Genomic DNA, 23,779 nt, shown 5'->3' with positions numbered 1-23,779 from the left:
CATGGCAAGCCGCGTCAGTTGGTCAGTTCAAAGGCCATGGCCAGCGACACGGAAATGGTAACGGGGCGGGGAGTGAGGTCGAGGGGAACAGTCTCGCCCTCTCTGGGCATGAAGCGGGGGGCGGGGGGCGCAAACAGGGCCATACGCGCCTCGCTTTCGGTAACGCTCAACAATCGCACAGAGGAAAAACCGTTCGCCTGAGCGTGGATCATGGCCCTGCTGCGGCCCTGCGCGGTGGCGTTGGCGATCAGCCGGTCCATGATCGCGCTTTTGTTCGCAACGTCGAATTGCAGATTGCCGGTGCTGGTTGCCCCGGCGGCCACGGCCGCGCCCATGACGTCGTTCAGGCCATCCAGCTTGCGCAATTTCACCTGAATATAGTTTTCGATCATGAAGCCTTTGCGATGGCGCGCGCCGCCTTCTCCTTCAAATTCGTCATGGGCCGAAAGGCCGCCCTGTTTGATGTCCGAGGCAAGCACGCCCTTTGCCATCAAGGCAGTTTTCAGCTTTGCCAATCCCGCATTGTTGGCCGCCACGGCGGCCGGGGTTTCGCGATTGCGGGTGATCAGACTGATATGGAGAATGGCGATGTCGGGGGCCTGCTCCACGCTGTCACCGACATTCAGGGAAACGACCGGCCCCTTTGGCGCGATCGTCAGCATGGGAGCCGAGGGGATCTGCGCCATGGCCACTTGAGGTGAGGCGCAAAAACATAGCGCCAGAAAATAACATCTTTTCACTTGGCCCCCTTGTCTTCCATTTCCGGCTGAACAATCGCTATGTTCTCTATTCACATCGTGTTCAATCGCAAACGGATAACCCAGACGCCATGTTCACACGGCTCACCTCTATGCTGATGATGGCTCCTCTGGCGCTTTGGGCGGTGGTTTCGGCGCTGGCTTTGCCGCCGGTGCCGATGGCCCATGCCGGCCCGGGCGAGGCGCAGGGCGAGGCACGGCGCGAAATGCGCGCGGGCAATGTCCGTTCCTTGCGCGACATCGAAACGCATGTTTTGCCGATGATGGCAGGGTCCCAATATCTGGGGCCTGAATATGATCCGCTGGCCATGGCCTATCGCCTGAAATTCGTGAAGGACGGGCGCGTGATCTTTGTGGATGTCGATGCGCGTTCGGGGGAAATCCTGCGCCAGCGGCGCTGATCCTTGCCCCGGCTGCTTGACGCAGACGCGCCCCGCGCCCATCTCCCCTGTTAATCCGACCAATAATAAGGAAGTGCCAGATGCGGATCCTGATCGTCGAGGATGAACCCACGCTGGGCCGCCAGCTCAAGACCACGCTGGAGCAGACCGGCTATGCGGTCGATCTGTCCACCGATGGCGAGGATGGCCATTTTCTGGGCAGCACCGAAGATTACGATGCGGTGATCCTTGACCTTGGCCTGCCCGAAATCGATGGGCTGACGGTGCTGTCCATGTGGCGCAAGGAGGGGCGCAAGTTCCCTGTGCTGGTGCTGACGGCGCGCGATTCGTGGTCGGACAAGGTGGCAGGGCTGGATGGCGGGGCCGACGATTATCTGGCCAAGCCGTTTCAGACCGAGGAACTGATCGCCCGCCTGCGGGCGCTGATCCGCCGGGCTTCGGGCAATTCCTCGTCGGAACTGATCGCGGGCGATGTGCGGCTTGATACGCGTTCGGGTCGCGTCACGCTGGCCGGTGAACCGGTGAAGCTGACGGCGCAGGAATACAAGCTGCTCTCCTATCTGCTCCATCACAAGGGCAAGGTGGTGAGCCGCACCGAATTGATCGAACATATCTATGATCAGGATTTCGACCGCGATTCAAACACTATCGAGGTGTTTGTCACGCGCATTCGCAAGAAGCTGGGCGCCGATGTGATCACCACGATCCGCGGGCTGGGCTACAGCCTTGACGAGCCGGCGCGCGGATAAGCAACAATGGCCAGCGCCCAAGCGCCGGAAACAGCAAAGAGCGATGCGGGCAAGGTTGACCAGGTAAAATACACCGGCAGCCTTGCGCGGCGCATGATGCTGATCGCGGTGGGCTGGATCTTGGTGCTGTTGCTGGCGGGCGGGTTGGCGCTGGACCGGGCGATGACCGCGATGGCCACGCGCAATTTCGACGAACAGCTCGGCTATATGTTGACCGGGATGATCGGCAGCGCCGAAATCGGCCCTGATGGCGAGGTGTTCTTCAACCGCCCCCTTGGCGACCAGCGCTTCCTCGAACCCAACAGCGGCCTTTATTGGCAGATCAGCGGCAAGGGACATGAGGATTTCCCCAGTCGCTCGCTATGGGACCGCACGCTGAAAATATCGGCCGACCATCAGGACGCGCAGGCCCATATCTTCGATTCGAGCCAGTTTGCCGGTGAGCCGCTGCGCATCATGGAACGCTCGATCATCCTGCCGGGCAGCAATACGACGTGGTGGTTCGTTGTGGCCGAGAGCCGACACGAACTGGACGCGCAGATCCGGCGTATCCGCACGATCCTGATCGACAGCTTCCTTGTGCTGGGCCTTGGCCTTGTGCTGATGGCGGCGATCCAGAGCTGGTATGGCCTATCCCCGTTGCGCCGCGTGCGTCTGGCCATCGCCCATATGCGCAGCACCGGGGCGAACCGCGTAACCGACCCTCTGCCGGTTGAGGTGCAGCCGCTGGTGCAGGAATTGAACGACCTGCTATCCCACAACGAGCGGCAGGCCGAGGAGGCGCGCACCCATGCGGGCAATCTGGCCCATGCGTTGAAAACGCCGCTGACGGTGCTGCTCAACGCGGCGCAGGCCAGGGAGCCCGATCTGGCCGAATCGGTGGCGCGCGAAACGGCGGTCATGCGCCGACAGGTCGAGCATCATCTGGCCCGCGCGCGCGCGGTGGGCCGCCGGGGGGCGGGGCAGGCGCGCACCGTGGTGTGGGATGCGGCCAAATCGGTGATGCGCGCGGTTGAGCGACTCTATGGCGACGCGCGCTTTGACCTTGATGGATCGCATGACGCGCAGGTCGCCATCGAGCGGCAGGATCTGGACGATCTTTTGGGCAATCTGATCGAAAATGCAGCCAAATATGGCGGCGGCAGCGTCTTTGTCACCATTGATGCGGGCGACAAGGGCGAACTGGTCGAAATCTGGGTCGAGGACGACGGCATGGGCATCCCCCAGGCCGAGCGCACCCGCATCTTTGATCGTGGCGCGCGGCTGGATACGGGCAAACCGGGAACGGGGCTGGGGCTGGCGATTGTCCGCGATGTGGCGGAAATCTATGGCGGAAATGTCGAGCTGGACGAGAGCGAGGATCTGGGCGGGCTGCTGGTGAAGCTGCGTCTGCCCAGAGCGCGGGGGTAATAGAAAATGCCTCCGGCGGGCAAAGGGCGGGGGCCCTTTGCAATCCCATTATGGGGTAGCGCTGAAACTGCGATGATGCGCTGTTTCGCGAAGCGGTTTATATTGCCTGCGGCGCGGCAAGGTCATGCAGGGATGATCGTAGGCGCTACATAGTATCGGGATTGCAAAGGGATCGAGTCCCTTTGCCCGCCGGAGGCCCCTTGAAACCCCTTATTCGCCCAGTTTGGCCTTCTCATGATGCCGGATCACCTCATCAATGATGAAGCGCAGGAATTTTTCGCCGAAATCGGGATCAAGCTGGGCATCCTCGGCCAGTTTGCGCAGGCGTGCGATCTGGCGTTCTTCGCGCCCCGGATCGCTGGCGGGCAGGGTGTGGGCGGCTTTATACTCGCCCACGGCCTTGGTGATGCGGAATCGTTCGGCCAGAATGTGAATCAGCGCGGCATCGATATTGTCGATGCTGGACCGGAAAGAGGCCAGAACCGGATCGGTGGTGGCAACAAGGCTGCCCTGATGTGACGTTTCAACCATAAAGCGCCGCTAGCATGAGACAATGGTCGATTCCAGCCTTGCCTTTGCGCGGGATGCGGCGCAATGCGGGCCCGATGACTGCCCAACCCGTTTCCTTGACTGAACTTGGGGCGCCCATGGACGCGCCTCAGCCCTCGATCGACCCTTTGCTGGCGCTGACGGCCAAGGGGATGGACGAGGTGAACGCCGTGATTCTGAGCCGGATGCAGAGCGACATCCCGCTGATCCCGCAGCTTGCCGGGCATCTGATTTCGAGCGGGGGCAAGCGTCTGCGCCCGATGCTGACGGTCGCGGCGGCGGAACTGGTTGGCTATACGGGCGGCGCGCAATATGCGCTGGCCGCAGCGGTTGAGTTTATCCATACCGCCACGCTGCTGCATGACGATGTGGTCGATGGCTCGGACCTGCGCCGGGGCAAGGCGGCGGCCAATATCATCTACGGCAATCCGGCCACGGTGCTGGTGGGCGATTATCTGTTCAGCCGCAGTTTTGAATTGATGGTTGAGGCCGGATCGCTGCGGGTGCTGGATATCCTCTCGCGCGCATCCTCGATCATCGCCGAGGGCGAGGTCGACCAATTGACCGCCCAGCGCAAGATCGAGACGAGCGAGGAGCACTACCTCTCGATCATCGCCGCCAAGACCGCCGCGCTTTTCGCCGCCGCCTGCCGCATTTCGGCGGTCGTGGCCGGGCGCAGCGAGGCCGAGGAGCAGGCGCTCGACGACTATGGCCGCTACCTTGGCGTGGCGTTCCAGTTGGTGGACGACGCCATCGATTACGACTCCGAAGCCGCCGAAATGGGCAAGGGCAAGGGCGACGATTTCCGCGACGGCAAAATGACCCTGCCGGTCATCCTCGCCTATGCCGCCGGCAATGAGGAAGAGCAGCAGTTCTGGCGCGATGCCATCGCCGGTTTCCGCACAGAGGATGAGGATCTGGCCGAAGCCATCGCCATCATCGCCCGCCACGGCACGGTCGAGGCCACGCGCCAACGTGCCGCCGATTATGCGCAGAAGGCGATTGATGCGTTGAGCATCTTCCCGGCGGGCGAGATGCGTTCGGCGCTGGAGGAAGCGGCGCTGTTTTCGGTGGCGCGGCGGTACTAAGGTTTATGCCTCCGGCGGGCAAAGGGTCTCGACCCTTTGCAACCCCATTAATTTGGCGTCCCGTTCGCGGGGCTGCGCCAATCCGCGAAGCGGTTTAATGGCCTGCGGCGTGGCAAGGTTGCGCAAGAGTGAGCCAAAGCGCGACATCGACAGTATCGAGATTGCAAAGGGCCCCCGCCCTTTGCCCGCCGGAGGCATCTAAAATCCCTCGCCGGAGGCCCACTTCCCTTTTCTCCTAAAATCCATATGACGCAAACCTGTGTCAGACCTGCCCATCCATACCGTCCTGCCTGAACTTTTGCAGGCCCTGCGCGATCGCCCCAATGCCGTGCTGATCGCGCCGCCCGGCGCGGGCAAGACGACCAGCGTGGCGCCCGCGTTGATCCGTGAACCTTGGTGTGAGGGCAAGGTGATCCTGCTCTCGCCCCGGCGCGTGGCGGCGCGCGCGGCAGCCGAGCGTATGGCCGAAATGATGGGCGAGAGCGCCGGGCAGACGGTGGGCTATCTGACCCGTCTCGACAGCAAACAGTCGGCCAGGACGCGCATTCTGGTGGTCACCGAGGCGATTTTTGTCGCCACCATTCTGGCCGATCCCGAATTGACGGGCATTTCCGCCGTGCTGTTTGACGAGGCGCATGAGCGCAATCTTGACAGCGACTTAGGCCTTGCTCTTGCGGCGGAATGTCAGCAAGTTCTGCGCGAGGACCTGCGCATCATCCCCATGTCGGCCACGATTGACGGCGAGCGTTTCGCCGCCTTGCTCGGCCCCGACACGCCCGTGATCGAGAGCGAGGGGCGCGCCCATCCGCTCACCATCCGCTGGCTTGGCGCGCGGGCCGAGGCGCGGATCGACGAGCAGATGGTCAGCGCGATCCTGACCGCATGGCGCGAGGAGGAAGGCGATATTCTGGCCTTCCTGCCCGGCGTGGGGGAAATCACCCGCGTGGCGGAAAAGCTGGAGGAGCGGCTGAAGAACACGCCGATCCTGCCGCTGCATGGCCAATGCGAGCCGCAGGCGCAGCGCGCCGCCATCCGTCGCGATCCCGAAGGTCGCCGCCGCATCGTCTTGGCCACCAGTATTGCCGAAACTTCGCTGACGCTCGACGGCGTGTCGGTGGTGGTTGATTGCGGCCTGTCGCGCCGCCCGGAATATGACAAGGCCGCAGGTGTCACCCGCCTGATCACCACGCGCTCGTCTCAGGCGGCGGCTGCCCAGCGCGCGGGCCGCGCCGCGCGTCAGCGGCCAGGCGTGGCCTATCGGCTGTGGGAAGAGGCCGCCCATGCGGGCCGTCCCGCCTATGATCCGCCCGAAATGCTGACCAGTGACCTGGCGCCCTTTACGCTGGCGCTGGCGCAATGGGGGGCGCTCGATCCGGGGGCGATGGCGTGGATTGATCCTCCTCCGGCGGCAGCTTTGTCGGCGGCGCGGGCCAAACTGGTCAGCCTTGGCGCGCTGGATGGCGACCGGATCACCGATCATGGCCGCGCGATGGCCAGCCTGCCCATGGGGCCGGAACTGGCGCATATGCTGCTTTATGGCACGGCGCGCGGGGCGGGGGAGCTAGCGGCAATGCTGGCCTTTCTGCTTCAGGAACGGGCCTTGGGCGGGCGGGGCGAAGATCTTTTGGTCCGGCTTGACCGCTGGCGTGGGGATCGTTCGGCCAAGGCCGAGGCGGCGCGGCAAATGGCAAAACAATGGGCGCGGCGGGCCGAAAAGCTGGTGTCGCCCATCCCCGGCGAAGCCCCGCCTGCGGGCGTACTGCTGGCCGAGGGCTTTCCCGACAATCTGGCCAAGCGGCGCGATGCCGGCGGCGAGGAATGGCTGGCGGCGGGGGGTAGGGGGCTGGTGCTGGACGGCCTGTCCTCGCTGGCGCGTGCGGACTATCTGGCCGTGGGCGAGGCGCAAGGGTCGGCCAAGGGCGCGCGGATCACCGGCGCGATTGCCTTGAGCGAGGCCGAGGTTCTGGAGCATCTGGCGCATCGGATCGAGCGGCGCTCGACTTTGCGCTGGGTGGCCGATGAAAGGCGGGTCGAGGCGCTGCTGGAACGGCGGCTGGGCGCTTTCGTCTTTGCGCGGGGCAGCGATCCCAAGCCTGACCTGGCCGCGATCACGGCCTTTCTGTGCGAGCGGATCAGGGCCGAGGGGCTGGGGCTGTTGCCGCTCGGCCGCGCGAGCCTCAATCTGCTCAAACGCGCGCGCTTTGCCGGGGTGGAGGCGTTGAGCGAGGAGGCCTTGCTGGCCGATCTGGAGGATTGGGCGGGGCCGCATCTGAAACGGCGGCTCGATTCGGTTGATCCGGGCGCGCTGCATCAGGCCTTGCTTGACCGACTTGGCTGGGATGGGAAACAGACGCTTGACCGACTGGTGCCGTCCGAATTCCGCAGCCCTGCGGGGAGCACCCATCCCATCGACTATGACGATGCGGGCGGCCCATCGGTCGAGGTGCGCGTGCAGGCGCTTTTCGGCCTTGAGCGCCACCCCAGTTTCGGCAACCCGCCGCAACCCTTGCGGCTTTTGCTCACATCTCCGGGCGGAAAGCCGATCCAGACCACGCTCGATCTGCCCGGATTCTGGCGCGGATCGTGGCGCGATGTGGTCAAGGACATGAAGGGGAGATACCCCAAACACCGCTGGCCCGACGAGCCATGGGCCGAAGACCCCAGCCTGAAGACGAAAAACGCGTTTGCAGCGCAACGTCGCACTTGATTTATGGCGCGATTCGCTGGCATGGCAGCGCCCATGACCGCACGTATCTTTCAGCGCCCGAAGAACGCCATGCAGTCCGGCAAGGCCCTGCTGGACCAGTGGATCCTCGAATTCGCCCCCAATGAGGCCCGCCGCCCCGATCCCCTGATGGGTTGGCCCGGCAGCGCCGACACGCAAAATCAGGTGAGCCTGAAATTCGCCTCGCTGGATGAAGCCAAGGCCTATGCCGACAAGCACGGCATCTTGGCGACCATCCACGCCACCCCGCCGCGCCGCCTTAAGCTGCAGGCCTACGCGGATAATTTCCGCTAAGCATCAAAGGGGCTTGCCTTTCGCGGCAAGCCTCGCCATAGGCCGCTCCGGGAGTCGGTCGGACGTTGCGTCCGCCAACCTGGTCAGGTCCGGAAGGAAGCAGCCACAACGGAATTGCCGCGGGTCGGCCGGCTCCTACGTTACAAAGAACCAGCTTTCGGGCTGGTTTTTTTGTTTGTGCGGCGGGGTTGTGCCTCCGGCGGGCAAAGGGCCTCGACCCTTTGCAATCCCATGACTGGGGTGGTGCCAAATCGCTGGCTTTCCGCGAAGCGGTTTAATATCATTGCCTCCGGCGGTGCGGCGTTACGCCTTGGGCGATGCAAAGAGCGACAAAGGCAGTAATGGGAACGCGAGGGACGAGTCCCTCGCATTTATCCTTCCCTTCTTCTCCCCAAGCCCTAGTTAGACATTCATGATGACTGATTCCTCGGACATGTTCGGCGGCGACGATGACGGCGATGATCTGCCGTGGGACGATGACGCCGCAGAAGATCAGCCCAGCGCGGCCGAACTGGAGGCGGCGGGGCAGGAGAGCATGTTCGGCGCGCCCGATCCGGCCCCAAAACCCGCGCCCGTGGTTTCCGCCCAGCCCTATCGCGTGCTGGCGCGCAAATATCGTTCCCAGACTTTTGCCGAACTGATCGGTCAGGACGCGATGGTCCAGACACTGGCCAATGCGATCAAGCGCGATCGTCTGGCCCATGCGTTTTTGATGACCGGCATTCGCGGCGTGGGCAAGACCTCCACCGCGCGCCTGATCGCCAAGGCGCTCAATTGCGTGGGCGCGGATGGCAAGGGCGGGCCGACGATTTCTCCCTGCGGCGTGTGCGAGCCCTGCGTGGCGATTGCCGAGGGGCGCCATATCGACGTGATCGAGATGGACGCGGCCAGCCATACCGGCGTGGACGATGTGCGCGAGATCATCGAGGCGGTGCGCTATGCGGCGGTTTCGGCGCGCTACAAGATCTATATCATCGACGAAGTTCACATGCTTTCGCGCAATGCTTTCAATGCGTTGCTCAAGACTCTTGAGGAACCGCCTGCGCATGTAAAATTCCTTTTCGCCACCACCGAAGTCGACAAGCTGCCGATCACCGTCCTGTCGCGGTGTCAGCGGTTTGACCTGAAACGCATCCCGGCCAAATTGCTGGCCGAGCATTTTGGTGCGATCTGCGAAAAGGAAGGCGTGGCCATCGAGGCCGAGGCGCTGGGTATGATTGCCGAGGCGGCCGAAGGTTCGGCGCGCGACGGTCTTTCGATCCTTGATCAGGCGATTGCCCATGCCGATCTGGCCAGCGATTCCGACCACACCAATGTCACCGCCGAAAGCGTGCGCGAGATGCTGGGGCTGGCCGACAAGAGCGTGCAGCGCAAATTGTTCGCCGCCTTGCTGACCGGCGATGGCGGCGCTTTGCTCGATCTGGTGTCGGCGCAATTTGCGCTGGGGGTCGAGCCGATTGCCCTGATGCGCAGCGCCATGGAAATCACCCACCGCATCACCGTGGCGCAGGTTGGCCGGGGCGAGATCAAGGCCGTGTCCGAGGATGAGCGCAAGGCCATCGAGGATTGGGCCAAGCGTTTGCAGCCGGGGCAATTGCACCGCCTCTGGCAAATGCTGATCAAGGGGCATGACGAGGTCAAGACCGCGCCCGCGCCCTTGGTGGCGGCGGAAATGGCGCTGCTGCGTTGCCTCCATGCCGCCGATATGCCCGATCCGGGGCAATTGGTGAAAAAGCTTGAAGGGCTGGCCGCGCAGGCCGTGGCCATGCCGGCCCCCGCGCCCGGCGAACCGGCACCGGCACCGGCGCCCGCCACCCCGGCGATGGACTGGCGGCAATTGGTCGAGCATGTCGAGCATTACTCGATCCCCATGGGGGCGATGATGCGCGGGCAGGTGCGCGTGGTCGAACTTTCGCCCGCAAGGCTGGTTTTCGAGCAGGCTCCGGGCTTTGCGATGAATATCGTCGAGGACCTGCGCAAGATCCTGCGTGAGGCAACCGGCGATCTGTGGGAGGTCGAGCAGCGCAGCGAAGGCGGCCAACCGACTTTGATGGAGGTTGAAGCCAAGGCCCGCGAGGCGCAGGTCAGCCAGCGCCAGCAATCGCCCCTGATGCAGGCCGCATTGGCCGCATTTCCGGGGGCGCAGGATATTACCGATGAAGGACAGTCTGGCGGTTTTGCTCGCCGCCAGTCCTATGGGAGCCGTTAAATGAAGTCGATGGAAGAAATGATCAAGGCCGCCCAGCAGGCCGCCGAAACGATCCAGAAGCAGATGAACGAAACCCAGTCGAAGCTGGATTCGCTCGAGGTTGAAGGCAGCGCGGGCGGCGGTCTGGTCAAGATCCGCGCCAGCGCCAAGGGCCGCGTGATCGGCGTTTCGGTCGATGACAGCCTGCTGGTGCCCGCCGACAAGGGCATTCTGGAGGATCTGATCGCGGCGGCGTTCAACGATGCGCGCGCCAAGGCCGACGAAGTCGCCGGGGCCGAACTGGCCAAGGCGCAGAGCGGCATGGGCCTGCCGCCGGGCTTCAAGCTGCCGTTCTGATCCCTCCATGACGGGAATGCATCAGGGGCTGTGGCGTGGCGCCATGGCCCTCATGCTGGCCTCTTTCGCCTCAATGGCGGGGGCCGGCGAAAGCGACAAAGCGCCCGATCCGGTTGCGGCAACCTGCCGTCCCGCCTTTGCGGTCGATGACGGCACCATGTCGGCCGGAACCGCCTTTTTGCTGGATATGACCGAGCCGCCCAGCCCGAGCAATCCGCTGGCGCCGCGTCCTCCTGCGCTTTTTCTGGTGACGGCGCTGCATCTGTTCGGGCCGAATGGCGGGTTGGCGGCGCAGATCCCATCCGAACATTTGCCCGACCATGTGAAGATGACGGCCTGTATCAGCGCCGATGGCCAGCATTGGGCCGCGCGGCGCACGCTGGCGATTGCCGGGGCGGTGCCGATGGCCACGCCCTTTCGCGATGTGGCCGCCTTTGCCGCCGATCCGGCCAGCCTGAACGGCGCCACCCGACTGCAACTGGCCGACAAACCCGCGGCGGTGGGCGATGAGGTTTGGGTCGTGGCCTCGATGGGGGGCGATGGGCGGATTCGGCGCTATGGCGCGCGGGTAATCTATAATGGCCCCGATGCGCTGCAATATGCCTTTGTCGACGGCACGCTGGACATGCGGGCCAGCAGCGGAGCCGCCGTGGTTGATGACGCGGGGCGGGTGCTGGGGCTGCATCTGGGCGGGGGCAAGGATCGCGGCGATCTGTTGGGCATGGCGGTTCCGCTCGACCGCCTGCGGGCGTTGATCGGCGCGGCGAAATAGGAAAACCGCACCGCTGCCTTCTGTGGGCAAATTGCCGACATGGGCGATTGCGGCCCTTTTCCCCATTGCACCACGCGCATCCGCTCCCCATATCCTCAAAAACAATGCGGGGCTGCCGTTCTGAGGCGCAGCCTGAATGGAAGATTATGACCGACGAGAACACTCCCTCGAATGTGATGGCGCCGCTGCCGATGCTGCCGCTGCGCGATATTGTGGTTTTTCCCGGCATGGTGGTGCCGCTGTTTGTGGGTCGCGAAAAATCGGTGGCCGCATTGGAAGCGGCCATGGCGGGCGACAAGGATATCTTCCTGCTGGCCCAGTTGGACCCCGGCTGCGATGATCCCCATGCCGATGACCTCTATGATGTGGGCGTGGTGGCCACGGTGCTGCAACTGCTGAAACTGCCCGACGGCACGGTGCGCGTGCTGGTCGAAGGCACGCGGCGCGCGCGCATGGTCGCCCTGACCGAGGAAGAGGAGATGCTGCGCGCCGAACTGGCGCCGGTGGAAAGCGGCGAGGCCGAAGGGCCGGAAGTGGCCGCGATGATGCGCAGCGTCGTCGATCAGTTCGGCGAATATGCCAAGCTGAACAAGAAGCTCTCGCAGGATGCGGGCGACCAGCTTTCCGAAATCGAGGACGCCTCGGCTCTGGCCGACCAGATCGCCAGCCATATCAGCGCCAAGGTGGCCGACAAGCAGGCCTTGCTGTCGGAAACCGATCCGTTGAAGCGGCTGGAAATGGTCTATGGCTTCATGGAAGGCGAACTGGGCGTTTTGCAGGTGGAGCGCCGCATCCGTGGCCGCGTCAAGCGCCAGATGGAAAAGACCCAGCGCGAATATTACCTCAACGAACAGTTGAAGGCGATCCAGAGCGAGCTGGGCGGCGGCGATGAAAACGGCGCCAATGAAATTGCCGAGCTGCAGGAGCGCATCAACAAGCTCAAGCTGAGCAAGGAAGCGCGGACCAAGGCCGAGACCGAGCTGAAGAAGCTTAAGACGATGCAGCCGATGAGCGCCGAAGCGACCGTCGTGCGCAATTATCTCGACGTGCTGTTGGGCCTGCCCTGGGGCAAGAAGAGCAAGCTGAAAAAGGATATTGGCGCGGCGCAGGCTGTGCTCGATGCTGATCACTATGCTCTGGACAAGGTCAAGGACCGGATCATCGAATATCTGGCGGTTCAGGCGCGGACCAACAAGCTTAAAGGTCCGATCCTGTGCCTCGTCGGCCCGCCGGGCGTGGGCAAGACCTCGCTGGGCAAGAGCATCGCCAAGGCTTGCGGGCGCGAATTCATCCGCCAGTCGCTGGGCGGCGTGCGCGACGAGGCCGAAATTCGCGGCCACCGTCGCACTTATATCGGCTCCATGCCGGGCAAGATCGTGTCGAACCTGAAAAAGGCGGGCACCAGCAATCCGCTGTTCCTGCTCGACGAGATCGACAAGCTCGGTCAGGATTTCCGCGGCGATCCGGCCTCGGCGCTGCTCGAAGTGCTGGACCCGGAGCAGAATGCCAAGTTCCAGGATCACTATCTGGAACTGGACATCGATCTGTCGGACATCATGTTCGTCTGCACGGCCAACAGTCTGAACCTGCCCCAGCCTTTGCTGGACCGCATGGAGATCATCCGTCTCGAGGGGTACACCGAGGACGAGAAGGTCGAGATCGCTGAGCGCCATCTGGTGGCCAAGCAGGTCGAGGCGCATGGGTTGAAGAAGGGCGAATTCACCCTGACGCAGCCCGCGCTGCGCGATCTGATCCGCTATTACACCCGCGAGGCGGGCGTGCGTACGCTGGAGCGCGAGATCGCCCGGCTGGCGCGCAAGAGCCTGCGCAAGATCCTTGAGGGCAAGGAAAAGGGCGTGACGATCACGCCCGAAAACCTGGCCGATTTCGCCGGTGTCCGCAAATTCCGTCATGGCGTTTCGGACGAGGAAAATCAGATCGGTTCGGTGACGGGCCTTGCCTGGACCGAGGTGGGCGGCGAATTGCTGACCATCGAAAGCGTGACGGTGCCGGGCAAGGGCGCGGTCAAGACCACGGGCAAGCTGGGCGAGGTGATGAGCGAGAGCGTTCAGATGGCGTTCTCGTTTGTGAAGGCCCGCGCGCCAGCCTATGGCATCAAGCCGTCGATCTTCAACCGCAAGGATCTGCACATTCACTTGCCCGAAGGCGCCGTGCCCAAGGATGGGCCGAGTGCGGGCATCGGCATGGTGACGGCGATGGTCTCCACGCTGACGGGCATTCCCGTGCGCGCCGATGTGGCGATGACCGGCGAGGTTACGCTGCGCGGCCGTGTGCTGGCGATCGGTGGCTTGAAGGAAAAGCTGCTGGCCGCGCTGCGGGGCGGTATCAAGACGGTGCTGATCCCGGAAGAAAACGCCAAGGATCTGGCCGAGATCCCGGCCAATATCCGCGAAGGTCTGGAAATCGTGCCCGTCAGCCATGTCGATCAGGTGCTGGCGCGCGCATTGGTTGAGGTGCCGCAGGCCATTGAATGGACCGAGGCCGACGATCTGGCCAGCCAGCCCGCCGCCGCGCCTGCACCGCCGGCTTCCTCGGCAACGGCGCACTGATTCACGGTGCCTATTTTGCTGCAATGCGGCGACTCGGGTTTGCGCCCGGTCGCCTCATTGCCCTTGGGCCGCGACAGGCCGGGTTTAGCCTTCCATTCGTCGAAAACCCCCGATTTTCGGGGATAATTGCGGGTTTTTAACCGCATTTCGCTTTGACAGGGGCATTAAAAATCGCTCAATTCCGCCCGCTGTCGAGGCGACTCAAACAGATATTCTCAACGTCCTTTCCGGGGGTACCCAAATGAATAAGAACGAACTGATCGGCGCGGTTGCCGAAGCCAGCGGCCTTACCCGCAACGATGCGACCAAGGCTGTCGAAGGCGTGTTCGAAGCGATTACCGCTGCTCTGAAGGCTGGTGATGAAGTCCGTCTGGTCGGCTTTGGTACTTTCTCGGTGGCCAAGCGCAAGGCTTCGACCGGTCGCAACCCCCGCACCGGCGAACCTCTGGCGATCTCGGCTTCGGCTCAGCCCAAGTTCAAGGCTGGCAAGGGCCTGAAGGACGCGGTGAACTGATCACCCGTTTTTGACTGCTGAATGGCTGAAACGCCTCGCAGCCATAAGCAGAAAGAAAAACGCCGCCTCGGATTATCCGGGCGGCGTTTTTGTTTGAGGCATGGGAAGGGGCTTATTCGGCATCCTCACGCGTGGCCACGGCATAGAGCGCGATGGCGGCGGCATTCGACACGTTGAGCGATTCCATTGCCTCGCTGATCGGCAGGCGGGCGAGGGCGTCACAATGCTGGGTGATGTTGTGGCGCATGCCTTCGCCCTCGGCGCCCAGCACCAGTGCGACAGGACCGGCGCTCATCGCTTGCGACAGGGTCGCCTTGGCCTCGCCCGCCAGACCGATGCGCCAATAACCGGCCTCGGCGATTTCCTCGAGCGCGCGGGCCAGATTGACCACGCGGACCCAGGGAACGACCTCAAGCGCGCCGCTGGCCGATTTGGCGAGCACACCCGATTCGGGCGGCGCATGGCGGTCCTGCGTCACAATCGCGGCCGCATTGAAGGCCGCCGCCGAGCGCAGGATCGCGCCGACATTATGCGGATCGGTCACCTGATCCAGCACCACAATCGGGCGCGAGGGATCGCCGTCCAGCACTTCATCAAGGAAAATATCCTCCAGCGCATCGCATTCCAGCACCAGCCCCTGATGCGGCGCATCGCGGGCGACAAGGCGGCCAAGATCGGCGGCTTGCGCATATTCGATCGTGAAATCAGCGGGAAGCTCGCCATCCAGATTCGCAATGGCTTCGCGCGTGGCCCACAATTTGCGGTGGCGGCGGTCGGGGTTCTTCAGCGCGGCCTCGACCGCATGGTGGCCCCACAGGCGCACCGCGCCCTTGCTGGCGCGGCCCGAACCGCGTCCGCCCTGCATGCGGCCCGCGCGGCCCCGCAGAGCCTTGGCCTTTCCGCGTCCGCCCTGTTGGCTGTCGTCATCGCTGTGGCGGCTCATGAAACTGTCCTTTCTGGAAAAAATTTCCCCGCCTTTGCCAATTCGAGTGTTGACAGGCAAGGGCAAGATCCTCATAGGCGCGGACCTCGGCTGAACGGCTCCACACAAATGGGGCCATTCGGGGGGAGACCCCCAAGCTGGATAGCCTCGCAAGAGGCCTGACGGTGTGGACAGGTGGCCGAGTGGTTAATGGCAGCAGACTGTAAATCTGCCCGCGAGAGCGTACGCTAGTTCGAATCTAGCCCTGTCCACCACCGTTGCAGTTTCCCCCGATAATTCCCAATCAATTCATTGTGATTGGCCCTGCCGGGGGTCTGTTTCCTTGCGTGTCGTGGCTTTTGTCACAGAATTTGTGCGCAATGATTTCTGCCTGTTGACAGACGCGAACAAGATCCGCATAGGCGCGGACCTCGGCTGAACGGCTCCACACAAATGGGGCCATTCGGGGGGAGACCCCCAGCTCGATGCCTCTGCCAAAGAGGCCTGACGGTGTGGACAGGTGGCCGAGTGGTTAAAGGCAGCAGACTGTAAATCTGCCCGCGCAAGCGTACGCTAGTTCGAATCTAGCCCTGTCCACCACCGTTTCTCATAAAGCAGCATCAAAGCGGCAAAGGGCCTTCGAGGCTGCGCCAGACCGACGGCCCGGCGCAGCGCCTTGCCTTATTGCTGGGGCGTGCCGGTGGGCGCGGGGGCAGGAGCGGCAGGAGCCGTTTCGGCAGGGGCCGTTGCCGCCGCGCGGGCCTTGCGCATCGTTTCGATCTCTGCGCCGGTCTTGTAGTCAACCAACTCTACCTGAAACACCAGATCGGAATTGGCGGGAATTGGGCCTGCGGCCTGCGCGCCATAGCCCATGGCCGCCGGAATGCAGAAACGCGCGATGCCGCCCTTGGGCACCATCTGAAGCCCCTGCGAGAAACCGGGGATCACGCCCGCGACGGGAAATGTCGCATGCATTCCCTGATCGAAGACAGCGCCCGTGGCGGCCAGATAGCCGATATAATTGACCAGCACGTAATCCTCTTCGGCAGGCACGGGGCCGGTGGCCGGGCGCAGCATGGTGAAGCTGACGCCCGAAGCGGTCTTGGTGCCGCAGACGCGCTGGGCGGGGGGCAGGATCGGGTTCAGCGGCAGCGGGATGATCGCATTGCTGGCCGCAACGGCCGTCTTGGCCGCAGGCGCTGCGGACTTGGCCGCCGCGGGCTTGTGCGCGGGCGAGGCGGCATGGGCGGCCCCGAACAGGGACAGAGCCCCAGCAAAAGACAGGGAAAGGGCGAGGGGCGACAGAGCGCGAGACAGTTGCTTCATGACCGCGAGGTATAGGCAGGATGGCCCGCCGCGATCAAGCCGATGGCATTTATCCCTCGGCTCAGCATATTGTCTGATGCCAAATGGGTGGATTTTGGCATTGTTGGGGGCTAGAAGAGCCGACGTAAGGCTCGCAGAACAAAGAGGATCTGCCATGTCGGACGCGTTGCTGGGTCAGATTTCCGAAACGGTTGCAAGTGCGCAGACGGTCGAACAACTCACCCGCCCGCTTCTGACCATGCTCGAACTGGTGACGGGGCTGGAAAGCACCTATCTGACCCGGATTGACGAGGAAGCCGGGGTCCAGAGCATCCTCTATGCCCGCAACAGCAAGGTGATGCAGATCCCTGAGGGCCTCTCGGTGCCATGGGACGACACTTTGTGCAAACGGGCGCTGGATGCCGGACAACCTTTCACGGATGATGTGGCGGGCTGCTGGGGCGATTCGGATGCGGCGCGCGCGCTTGGCATATGCACCTATGCCTCCACCCCTGTGCGGCTCGAGGATGGCAGCCTGTTTGGCACATTATGCGCCGCCAGCTCGGAAAAACGCCCGATCACTTCCGAAGGGCGTCAGGTGCTGATCCTGTTCGGTGCTTTGATCCAGCAGCATATCCAGCGCGAGAACCTGCTTGAAAGGCTCCAGCGGGCCAATCGTGAGCTGGAGGGCTTTTCCTTTACCGACACGTTGACCGGCCTGCCCAATCGCCGCTTCATCTTTCAGGAACTGGGCCGCCTTTTCAGCCTTGCCCTGCGCGAGGGGCGGCGGGTGACGGTGGCCTTTATCGACCTTGATGGCTTTAAGCAGATCAACGACACCTATGGCCATGAATGCGGCGATGCTTTCCTCATCGAGGTCGGGCGCAGGCTGTCTGCGGGCATGCGGGGCAGCGACCTGCTGGGGCGGCTGGGCGGCGATGAATTTGTGCTGGCGGGGCTTGGGCCGGCGCAAGGGCAGGGCAGCGAAATGACCGTGGCGGCGATGCGGCGGCGGTTGGCCGGGCTGATCGAGGGGCATTACGATCTGCCCGGCTGCTCGATGACCTATCCCGGCGCCAGCCTGGGCATCGTCAGCGCCGATCCGCGCCACACCACGGTGGATCAGGCGCTGCAGGATGCCGATGCTGCGATGTATCTGGAAAAACGGCAAAGGCGCGAGGCCCGCGCCCAAATGGCCTGAGCCCGGCCTACCCGTATATTTCCGGCTGTTTTCATCGCGCCGTTAAGTGTTTCTGTTGGGGTTGCGGAACCGACCCGCGCCTGAGGCATTGGTTGGCGACGGAATGAAAGGATGAGATATGTGGCTGCTTGACCGCTTCCTCCGCCGTGCGATCCGCACCGGGCCTTTGCAGATCACCGACGCGGACGGGAAGGTCCATCTTTACGGCTCGGGCAAGGGCGCTCCGCTCTGCCTGCGCTTCACCGACAAGCGCACCGCAGGGCATATTGCGCGCAACCCTTCGCTGGGCGCGGGCGAGGCCTATATGCGCGGCTGGATGGTGGTCGAGCCGCCCCATGACATCCGCGATCTGGTGCTGATGATCGGCGCCGAGGCCAAGGCGGCCAAGACCCATATGGACGCGCCGGGGCGGCTGAGCCGGATGATCGACCGCGCGGCATGGTATTTCGACCAGTTCAACGACCGCCGCCGTTCCAGCCGCAATGTACGCCACCATTACGACCTGACGCGGCAATTCTACGAAATGTTCCTCGACGAGGACCGGCAATATACGATGGCCTATTTTTCCGGCCCGCAGGTGGGGCTGGAACAGGCCCAACTGGAAAAGAAAGCGCTGATCGCGGCCAAATTGCGCCTGCCGCCCGATGCGCGCGGGATGCGGGTGCTCGATATCGGCTGCGGCTGGGGCGGGCTGGGGCTGTTTCTCAACCGCCATTACGGTTGCGAGGTGCTGGGCATTTCGCTGGCCCCCGATCAGGTCGCCTTTGCGCAGGAACGCGCGCAGGCCGCAGGCGTGGCCGACCGGGTGCAGTTCCGCCTCGTCGATTACCGCGATCTGACCGAAACATTCGACCGGATCACCAGCGTGGGCATGATCGAGCATGTCGGCGCGCGCCATTTCGACGAGTATTTCGGCCATACGTTCGACCGGCTGGCCGATGACGGCATTATGCTGACCCATACGATCGGGCGCGCGGGCGGGCCGGGTTTCACCGATGCGTGGACGCGCAAATATATCTTCCCCGGCGGCTATATCCCGGCGATGAGCGAGCTGGTGGGAGCCATCGAGCGGACGGGGTGGAAAACCGGCGATATCGAGGTGCTGCGCTATCACTATGCCGAAACGCTGGCCGAATGGTATCGGCGCACCACGCTGCACGCCGACCGGATCATCGCCATGTATGACGAGGAATTGCTGCGCATGTGGCAATTCTATCTGGTCGGGGCCGAACAGGCGTTCCGTCAGGGCAATATGGTCAATTTCCATATCCAGAACGTCAAACAGCAGAGCGCCCTGCCGATGACGCGCGACTATATTGCCGCTGAAATGCAGCGTCTGTTGTCAAACGAGGCGCCGCCCGTATGGCATCTGGCGCCCAAGGTGGCGTGACATCGGGCGCAGCGGCCCATATCCCGATCGCATCGGGCTTTGCCCTGTTGATTACCGTGGCAAGGCTCCTATTAGCGCATGCCCATTTCACAGCGTTTGCGTTGCCGCCATCTTCTGCCCATCCTGCTCGGACTTGCGTGTCTGGGGCCGGGGCCGGTGCTTGGCCGCGACAGCGCGCCCATTTCGGCCGTGATCCAAATCGACAATGCGTCTGGCCCGCGTTTCGACCCGGTCGAGGCGCTTGGGGCGGGGATTGACGGCGGCGCGGGCGGCGCGGCCGGGCGGCTTCTGACCCGCCACAACATCGCCGCCATGCGCAGCGCCCGTCTGACCCGGCTGACCTATCGGCTGCGCACCGAACTGGGCATCGAGAACTGGCACTGGAACCCGGAAGGGCAATGGAGCGATCCCGATCACCAGCAGGGCTATTGGACATCAAGCGACCGCGCGAAAAAGCCGATCCGCGTTTCATGGGGCTACAAGCTGCCCCGGCGGGGCGACACGGTCGACAATGCCAATGACAAGGATTTCTCGCGCCTGACCGACGGCGACGAAACAAGCTTCTGGAAATCCAATCCCTATCTTGACGCCGGTTTCCTGAAAGATGGGCGCCCGCATGATCAATGGCTGATCCTGCGCTTTGATGATCCGGTGGACATTAACGCCGTCCGCATCGCTTGGGGCACGCCCTATGCCACCGCCTACAAGGTCCAATATTGGTCCAGCGACAATGACTATGGGCCGGGCGCGCATTGGATCACCTTTGACCATGGGGTGCTGACCGGCGGGGCTGGCGGCGATGTCGTGCTGAAACTGGCAGAGCGTCCCGTCAGCGTGAAATATCTGCGGGTGCTGCTGGAGCGGGGATCGCACACCGCGCCGCCGGGGGCAAAGGACTGGCGCGACCGGGCCGGTTTTGCCGTGCGCGAGATCGGCGCCGGACGGATCGGGCCGGACGGCAAACTGGTGGATCTGGTCCGCCATGCCCCTGACAAGACGGGGCAGACATTCACCCATGTCTCCTCCACCGATCCGTGGCATCGCTCGATTGACCGCGACCCCAACCTTGAACAGCCCGGCCTTGACCGCGTGTTTCGCAGCGGGCTTGGCAATGGGCGGCCGATCATGCTGCCGGTGGGCGTGCTGTTTGATACGCCCAAGAATGCGGCGGCGGCCTTGCGCTATGTGCAGCGGCGGCATTACCCGGTGGCGCAGGTGGAACTGGGCGAGGAGCCGGACGGGCAATTCGGCAATGCCGATGATTATGCCGCGCTTTACCTCGCCTGGGTGGACCGGCTTCGCCCCATTGCCCCGAGTGTCCGTTTCGGCGGCCCCAGTTCGCAAAGCGCCTTGAGCGAAACATGGCTCAATTCCGACCCGGATCGTTCATGGAACCGGCATTTCATCCGCGCCCTGCAGGATCGCGGCCACCTGTCCGATCTGCAGTTCTACTCTTTCGAATTCTATCCCTTTGACGACATCTGCGGCGACATTCCCGCCAAGCTGGTCGAGGAGGACCGTTTGATGGATCGGCTGATGGCGCGGTTGACGGCCGAGGGCGTCGGGCCGGATATTCCCCGGATCATCACCGAATACGGCTTTTCCGCCTATTCCGGCCGCGCCATGGCCGAAATGCCCAGCGCCCTGCTGATGGCCAATATCATCGGTCAGTTCCTGAGCGAAGGCGGCAGCGCGGCCTATCTGTTCGGCTATGGGCCGAATGTGCCGGTCAATCAGAACCTGGCCTGCGCCGGTTATGGCAACATGGCCCTGCATATGGCCGACCCCGCCGGGCAGGCGGCCACGCCGTTGCCCAGCTATCATACCGCCCGGCTGCTGACCGGCGACTGGATGATGGCCAAGGGCGTGCATCGGTTTCTGCCGGTCGAGATGACGGGGGCCGCCGATCTTGCGGTGCGCCTCTATGCCATCGCGCGGCCCGATGGAAAACTGGGCCTGCTGGCCATCAATCGCAGCCCGGATCGGACGGTCGAACTGCATATCATGGCGCAGGGCGCAAAAGGTGCGGCCCGCCCGATTGCCGGTCAGGTTCGGGTCAGCCTCTTTGGGCCGGATCAATATGCCTGGATCGATCAGGGCCCGGCCAGTCGCCCCGCGCGCTCGGACCCGCCGGAAAGAACCTCTTTTCCGACGCGGGATCTTGTCATCGCCCTCAAGCCGATGACTTTGGCAGCGGTGATCGCGCCGCGCTAGCAGGAGCAGGCTCCCTTGCCGTACATTTGCGGAAGGACTTCCGTCGCTGCGGCCGCGATGATAGCTTTGTTCGAGGCCGCGCAACGGCCGTCGCACGTATCGACAGGATCCATCTCATGGGGCTGCTGCTGAACAGGGGGCATCTGGCGTGATGGCGCAGAGGGGCTGGTTCATGCCGGGGAGGGTCCACCGGGCCTCCAAACCCAAATGAGCACTGATACCGCCTTGGCCGCCTTGCTGGCGTGGGACACCGGATCGACCATCACGCCCGACAGCTATGCGCGTCTGCGCCAGGATCCCGCCTATCCGCGCGCGGTCCGCCGGCTGATCCGCACCATGCTTGAGGCCGCCGCCCAGGACCCGGCCTTGGACGGTATCTTCAAGGACGCCGGACGCAAAGTCGCCGCTTTGGCCGCTGCGCATCTGCATATGTCGGGGGGCATATCGCTGCCGCGCCTCAAGGCCCTGATGTCGGAATTCGGGCTGGCCAGTCCCGGTCGCGCCCGTGCGCTTCTCCTCTATATGATCTATCTCGGCTTTGTCGAACCACGCCCGGTGAGGGAGGTGGGCCAACCGGCGCGCTATCTTGCCACTGACAAATTTCTGGACACCTATCGCAGGCATCTGGCGCTGCTGGCCCAGGCGCTGGCCATTTTGGCCCCGGCGGCCGGAGAAATCGCGTCGGACATCGACAATCCGATCATCTTCGGCGGCTTCATCCGGCATCTGACGCATGGCTTCCTCGATGAGACGCGGCAGGGCCATAACGTCGAAGCCTATCATCAGGTTTTCCTGCACCGAAACGCTGGAACCCAGATCCTGTACGAACTTCTGGATGCAGCCCCCGATGAGGTCTTTCCGCCCGACACGCCCGTTCCTTTCGCGATCGCCACATGCGCGCGCCGGTTCAAGGTGTCGCGGATGCATGTCCGGCGGATGCTGGCGGCGGGCGAGACGGCGGGCCTGATCGCGGTCCGGGACCGGGCGGTTCTCTTTACCCCTGCGGGCCGAACGGCGGTGGAATGGGTCTTTGCGACCAAGATGATCATCTATCTGATCGCGGCCGCGCGGACATTGCGGGACCGCGCGGCGGGTGCGGCCCCCATGGCCGCCTGAGCCGTCCGGCGCCTGAGCGGCGCGGTCAAAAATGTGCCATTGTCGCGACTCCCCTTTGGCGTTAGCCCAGAGCCGGCGGCGGATATCGGAACAGCCTTTTGAGCGATGGGGATTTTCCCGACAGGGCCAATGTTTCGTGGGGCCGCGATGCTTACCGCCTTTTTTCAAGGATCTGCAGTTTCGATTTAAACGTCTGTTTTTGTTTTAATGTCTCAACGAAAATAGCCGGTTTTCACCGACCACAACCTTTCCCGTCCACTCCCGCGCCCGCGTTCTGCGAGGCCGCGAGCGCGCCCGCCTGTCTATTCGGCAGGCCCTATGCAGGAGCAGACCCATGACCATGACCTTGATGATCGCCACGCTTGCCGCCGCCGCTCTTGGCCCCGGCATCGCCAATCCGCTCGATCCCGCCGCAGAGCCCACGCATGTTGCCGTGTTCTACGCCGATCTGGATCTTGGATCGGCTGCGGGGCAGACCGCGCTGCACCGGCGCATCGCCCGCGCCGCCGACGAAGCCTGTGTGAATGCCGGTGATGGCTTCGACTTTCCGCGCGCGATGCATGAACAGCATGTGTGCCGGGCCCGCGCTGCGCTCGGCACCGAAACCGTCCTGGCCGCGCGCGGATTGCCGATGCTGCATTGATCGCCATGCCCAAAGTCTCGGCCATGGCGATGGCATACCTCCGCCGTCGCCATCCCGGCCTGCTGCGCTTCATTTCCGGGCGAATCCTTGCGTCAGCCTCCCCCAGGTGCCGGTCACATTTCCGGGGGGCAGGTCAGGCCAAAAATGCGGTCCAGGGGATAGCCTTTGCGAAGGATCGGTGTGCCCAGCACGATGCAGCTGGAAAACTTGCCCATGCCCGGTCAGCTTAACCTCGGTAAACACCGTCACATGGTCGCCCAACATATCCAGCGCGATGCGGGCGCCGTAAGATTGGATGTAGCCGAGGCTTTCGAGTGTTTTTCCCCGCGACAGGCAGGGGCTGGTCGAAAGGCCGACCGCGCGCGCAACGCACGTCGTCAATGCAATGCGCGACAATGTCGATCTGAACGGCGTCGTCCTTCGACTTGCCGCGCAACCGATGTCGCATTTGTTGCCTTGGGCTGGTGGTCCGCGCCTGGTTCGGCTTGTCAGCCATAAGCCGCTTTTGCCCTGCCAAACGGCAACAGTCACATATTGCCGATACAAACAGACCGGCAATTGTATGCATTATTGCATGCTTTATGCATGCATGATAAGCGGGATGAAGAATCAG

Annotated in this window: 20 protein-coding genes, 2 tRNA genes and 1 other RNA gene; 19 read left to right on the top strand and 4 right to left on the bottom strand. The window is 63.5% G+C overall.

The genetic code is table 11. The features are described from left to right. Positions 1 to 14: 14 nt before the first annotated feature. Entirely contained in the window at positions 15 to 686 is a 672-nt protein-coding gene (locus PQ457_RS08290) for an SIMPL domain-containing protein (protein ID WP_273616418.1), read from the bottom strand. Between the two features lie 143 nt (positions 687 to 829). On the opposite strand from PQ457_RS08290, the gene PQ457_RS08285 reads away from it, so the two are divergent. The 3 genes from PQ457_RS08285 (at position 830) to PQ457_RS08275 (ending at position 3,318) form a co-directional block, all read left to right on the top strand. Then, entirely contained in the window at positions 830 to 1,159 is a 330-nt protein-coding gene (locus PQ457_RS08285; protein ID WP_420540931.1) for a PepSY domain-containing protein, read from the top strand. Between the two features lie 80 nt (positions 1,160 to 1,239). After that, positions 1,240 to 1,908: a response regulator transcription factor gene (locus PQ457_RS08280; protein ID WP_168604622.1), complete on the top strand. Its 669-nt coding sequence runs from the start codon at positions 1,240 to 1,242 to the stop codon at positions 1,906 to 1,908. Positions 1,909 to 2,001: 93 nt separating this feature from the next. Continuing rightward, positions 2,002 to 3,318, top strand: a complete 1,317-nt coding sequence (locus PQ457_RS08275) for a sensor histidine kinase (protein ID WP_273619281.1) — start codon at positions 2,002 to 2,004, stop codon at positions 3,316 to 3,318. A 210-nt stretch (positions 3,319 to 3,528) separates the two neighbouring features. Here PQ457_RS08275 and PQ457_RS08270 read toward each other — a convergent pair whose 3' ends face one another. After that, on the bottom strand, positions 3,529 to 3,849 hold the full coding sequence (locus tag PQ457_RS08270) for a chorismate mutase (RefSeq protein WP_168604623.1): 321 nt from the start codon (positions 3,847 to 3,849) through the stop codon (positions 3,529 to 3,531). 74 nt (positions 3,850 to 3,923) lie between these two features. On the opposite strand from PQ457_RS08270, the gene PQ457_RS08265 reads away from it, so the two are divergent. The 9 genes from PQ457_RS08265 to PQ457_RS08225 all read left to right on the top strand — a co-directional run bounded on the left by PQ457_RS08265 (position 3,924) and on the right by PQ457_RS08225 (position 14,375). Next, positions 3,924 to 4,955, top strand: coding sequence for a polyprenyl synthetase family protein (locus PQ457_RS08265; RefSeq protein WP_273616417.1), 1,032 nt, complete (start codon positions 3,924 to 3,926; stop codon positions 4,953 to 4,955). Positions 4,956 to 5,214: 259 nt separating this feature from the next. After that, on the top strand, positions 5,215 to 7,662 hold the full coding sequence (hrpB, locus tag PQ457_RS08260; protein WP_273616416.1) for an ATP-dependent helicase HrpB: 2,448 nt from the start codon (positions 5,215 to 5,217) through the stop codon (positions 7,660 to 7,662). Positions 7,663 to 7,695: 33 nt separating this feature from the next. Beyond that, on the top strand, positions 7,696 to 7,974 hold the full coding sequence (locus PQ457_RS08255) for an ETC complex I subunit (protein WP_168604626.1): 279 nt from the start codon (positions 7,696 to 7,698) through the stop codon (positions 7,972 to 7,974). Positions 7,975 to 8,021: 47 nt separating this feature from the next. Beyond that, positions 8,022 to 8,116, top strand: an RNA gene (ffs, locus tag PQ457_RS08250) — signal recognition particle sRNA small type. 270 nt (positions 8,117 to 8,386) lie between these two features. After that, on the top strand, positions 8,387 to 10,183 hold the full coding sequence (locus tag PQ457_RS08245; RefSeq protein ID WP_420540930.1) for a DNA polymerase III subunit gamma/tau: 1,797 nt from the start codon (positions 8,387 to 8,389) through the stop codon (positions 10,181 to 10,183). Further along, on the top strand, positions 10,184 to 10,519 hold the full coding sequence (locus PQ457_RS08240) for a YbaB/EbfC family nucleoid-associated protein (protein ID WP_168604628.1): 336 nt from the start codon (positions 10,184 to 10,186) through the stop codon (positions 10,517 to 10,519). Between the two features lie 7 nt (positions 10,520 to 10,526). After that, positions 10,527 to 11,291, top strand: coding sequence for a trypsin-like peptidase domain-containing protein (locus PQ457_RS08235; RefSeq protein WP_273616415.1), 765 nt, complete (start codon positions 10,527 to 10,529; stop codon positions 11,289 to 11,291). A gap of 146 nt (positions 11,292 to 11,437) precedes the next feature. After that, positions 11,438 to 13,861, top strand: a complete 2,424-nt coding sequence (gene lon, locus PQ457_RS08230; protein ID WP_420540929.1) for an endopeptidase La — start codon at positions 11,438 to 11,440, stop codon at positions 13,859 to 13,861. 241 nt (positions 13,862 to 14,102) lie between these two features. Beyond that, a complete protein-coding gene (locus PQ457_RS08225; RefSeq protein ID WP_168604631.1) occupies positions 14,103 to 14,375 on the top strand; it encodes an HU family DNA-binding protein in 273 nt (90 codons plus the stop codon). Between the two features lie 112 nt (positions 14,376 to 14,487). Here PQ457_RS08225 and rlmB read toward each other — a convergent pair whose 3' ends face one another. Next, positions 14,488 to 15,318: a 23S rRNA (guanosine(2251)-2'-O)-methyltransferase RlmB gene (rlmB, locus tag PQ457_RS08220; protein WP_273616414.1), complete on the bottom strand. Its 831-nt coding sequence runs from the start codon at positions 15,316 to 15,318 to the stop codon at positions 14,488 to 14,490. 168 nt (positions 15,319 to 15,486) lie between these two features. On the opposite strand from rlmB, the gene PQ457_RS08215 reads away from it, so the two are divergent. After that, positions 15,487 to 15,572 (top strand) — tRNA-Tyr (locus PQ457_RS08215). Between the two features lie 239 nt (positions 15,573 to 15,811). Next, positions 15,812 to 15,897 (top strand) — tRNA-Tyr (locus PQ457_RS08210). Positions 15,898 to 15,978: 81 nt separating this feature from the next. Here PQ457_RS08210 and PQ457_RS08205 read toward each other — a convergent pair. Beyond that, the gene (locus PQ457_RS08205; RefSeq protein WP_273616413.1) at positions 15,979 to 16,623 is read right to left on the bottom strand and encodes an FKBP-type peptidyl-prolyl cis-trans isomerase; all 645 of its coding nucleotides are present in this window, start codon (positions 16,621 to 16,623) and stop codon (positions 15,979 to 15,981) included. A gap of 154 nt (positions 16,624 to 16,777) precedes the next feature. On the opposite strand from PQ457_RS08205, the gene PQ457_RS08200 reads away from it, so the two are divergent. The 5 genes from PQ457_RS08200 to PQ457_RS08180 all read left to right on the top strand — a co-directional run bounded on the left by PQ457_RS08200 (position 16,778) and on the right by PQ457_RS08180 (position 23,166). Next, positions 16,778 to 17,803 carry a sensor domain-containing diguanylate cyclase gene (locus tag PQ457_RS08200; RefSeq protein WP_273616412.1) on the top strand — a complete coding sequence of 342 codons (1,026 nt, stop codon included), beginning with the start codon at positions 16,778 to 16,780 and terminating at the stop codon, positions 17,801 to 17,803. Between the two features lie 118 nt (positions 17,804 to 17,921). Beyond that, positions 17,922 to 19,193 carry an SAM-dependent methyltransferase gene (locus PQ457_RS08195; protein WP_273616411.1) on the top strand — a complete coding sequence of 424 codons (1,272 nt, stop codon included), beginning with the start codon at positions 17,922 to 17,924 and terminating at the stop codon, positions 19,191 to 19,193. 78 nt (positions 19,194 to 19,271) lie between these two features. Next, positions 19,272 to 21,407 carry a discoidin domain-containing protein gene (locus PQ457_RS08190; protein ID WP_273616410.1) on the top strand — a complete coding sequence of 712 codons (2,136 nt, stop codon included), beginning with the start codon at positions 19,272 to 19,274 and terminating at the stop codon, positions 21,405 to 21,407. Between the two features lie 207 nt (positions 21,408 to 21,614). Beyond that, positions 21,615 to 22,523: a hypothetical protein gene (locus PQ457_RS08185; protein ID WP_273616409.1), complete on the top strand. Its 909-nt coding sequence runs from the start codon at positions 21,615 to 21,617 to the stop codon at positions 22,521 to 22,523. Positions 22,524 to 22,857: 334 nt separating this feature from the next. Next, positions 22,858 to 23,166 carry a UrcA family protein gene (locus PQ457_RS08180; RefSeq protein ID WP_273616408.1) on the top strand — a complete coding sequence of 103 codons (309 nt, stop codon included), beginning with the start codon at positions 22,858 to 22,860 and terminating at the stop codon, positions 23,164 to 23,166. The last annotated feature ends 613 nt before the right edge of the window (positions 23,167 to 23,779 follow it).

This window comes from Novosphingobium humi (genome assembly GCF_028607105.1).
GTDB lineage: Bacteria > Pseudomonadota > Alphaproteobacteria > Sphingomonadales > Sphingomonadaceae > Novosphingobium > Novosphingobium humi.
This window is presented reverse-complemented; position numbering and strand designations above follow the sequence as displayed.